The 1,799-nt window shown below is 39.6% G+C and carries 1 protein-coding gene and 1 pseudogene; both read left to right on the top strand.

Annotated features, from left to right (window positions below):
- Positions 1 to 667 (top strand): hypothetical protein (locus ACE199_RS23450; protein WP_375351913.1); only part of this gene is annotated, 667 nt, incomplete at its 5' end.
- Between the two features lie 852 nt (positions 668 to 1,519).
- Positions 1,520 to 1,799 (top strand): annotated as a pseudogene (locus tag ACE199_RS23445) (hypothetical protein); the annotation flags it as partial.

Raw genomic sequence — 1,799 nt, 5'->3', positions numbered from 1 at the left:
AAACACAGGCCCAACAGGAAACACAGGTCCAACAGGAAACACAGGCCCGACAGGAAACACAGGTCCAACAGGAAACACAGGTCCAACAGGAAACACAGGTCCAACAGGAAACACAGGCCCGACAGGAAACACAGGTCCAACAGGAAACACAGGTCCAACAGGAAACACAGGCCCGACAGGAAACACAGGCCCAACAGGAGCAACAGGAGCAACGGGAGCAACAGGAGCAACAGGAGCAACAGGAGCAACGGGAGCAACAGGAGCAACAGGAGCAACAGGAGCAACAGGAGCTGGAGGCAGTACAATCTATTTTGCTACAGACCAATCAATTGCTAATAATCAGTTCCTCGGACTCGGAAACGCTGACGCGGATCCTGAGCGTCAAACTGTAGTCGTTGGTCAAAACATGACTCTTACAGGTCTTGTTTTTAGTACTCGTAGTAATCCTATTACAACTGCATCAGCTACAGTTCATATAAGTACAGATTGTGGAGCAACTTTTACAGCTACAACGCTTACAGCAACTGTGACAAATCCAGCGTGTTTTGCAGTAGCATCTGGATCGATTCCAGTCACTGTAGGTACCCTAGTTACTGTACAAGTTAACACAGGTGGCGGAGCTTTTGCTGAGGGTGCAGCTGCTACAATTCTATTTAGTATCCCATAATGGGAGAAACGTAGTTCTCTAAGTATGCTTTGTGAAAAAGGCTGTCCAAAAGTTTATACTTTTGAGACAGTCTCCATAGCTATCAAGTTAAGAACATGATATAAAAAGACAAAAAATGACCATCCTAATTCAGTATGCAGCTGAAAATGAAAGGATGGTCATTTCTTTGACGTTCACTTCATTATTTCTGAAAAAAATAGATTGGATATTCTTTTTAGATATTTTTAAACAGATTTTTTCGTTAGCGTACTCAAATAGAGTAGCATTCCAACATGGTTTTAAAAAATGAGATAGGAAAATTAATCTTGAATACTTTATTGCACGATGTACTCTTTACAGAGAAGAAACAGGGATAAAATCATTAGGTTAACTATGTGCTAGTTTGTATGATTTTACAAAAGTATATGTCGCAGCAGAGGCGTTAAATCAACGTTTTAATCAAAAAGCAGTAGATTTTCTTAAAGGCATTTTTTATTCTCTTTTAAAGAAAAGACTTGGAGAGCCCCTATCTGTAATAGAGAATTTACCATTTTATCGTATTTGAATTTTATATTTAACTAGATTTAAAACATCAACAGATGATTCAGATACGAGATATCAAGGGTGTGCGCAAGACTTTATGAAAGATTTGAAGCCTGGGAAACCCTAGAACTCCATGATGTCTATATAAGTAAAAAAAGGATTCCGTAACCATGTCTCATTTTATACCGTTTAACTGAAAAATAGAATCTTATTTGGTAATAAGAAAAGAAGATAATAAAAATAGACAGAGGGTTATCAGTTTTTGTCCAAGCATTTATAATTTCAAACTCATAGAATATCTCATGTTCATGAAAGGGTGTGAGATATCTATTGGGAAAAGATAAAAAATGTTCAAAATGCGGACATAGTAAATGTGAATGTAAATCTGAGCAAATACAAAAGGTAAATCAAAATGTGGAAATAAATGGGTTTAAAGTTCGAGCAACAGGAGCGACAGGTCCAACAGGAAACACGGGTCCGACAGGTCCAACAGGAAACACAGGTCCAACGGGCAACACAGGTCCAACGGGCAACACAGGTCCAACAGGAAACACGGGTCCGACAGGTCCAACAGGAAACACAGGTCCAACAGGAAACACAGGTCCAACAG

Origin of the sequence: Peribacillus sp. Hz7 (assembly GCF_042136355.1) — a bacterium.
In the GTDB taxonomy this organism is placed as follows: Bacteria; Bacillota; Bacilli; order Bacillales; family DSM-1321; genus Peribacillus; species Peribacillus asahii_A.
Note: the sequence above shows the minus strand (reverse complement) of the source record. Positions and strands in the feature narration are given on the sequence as shown.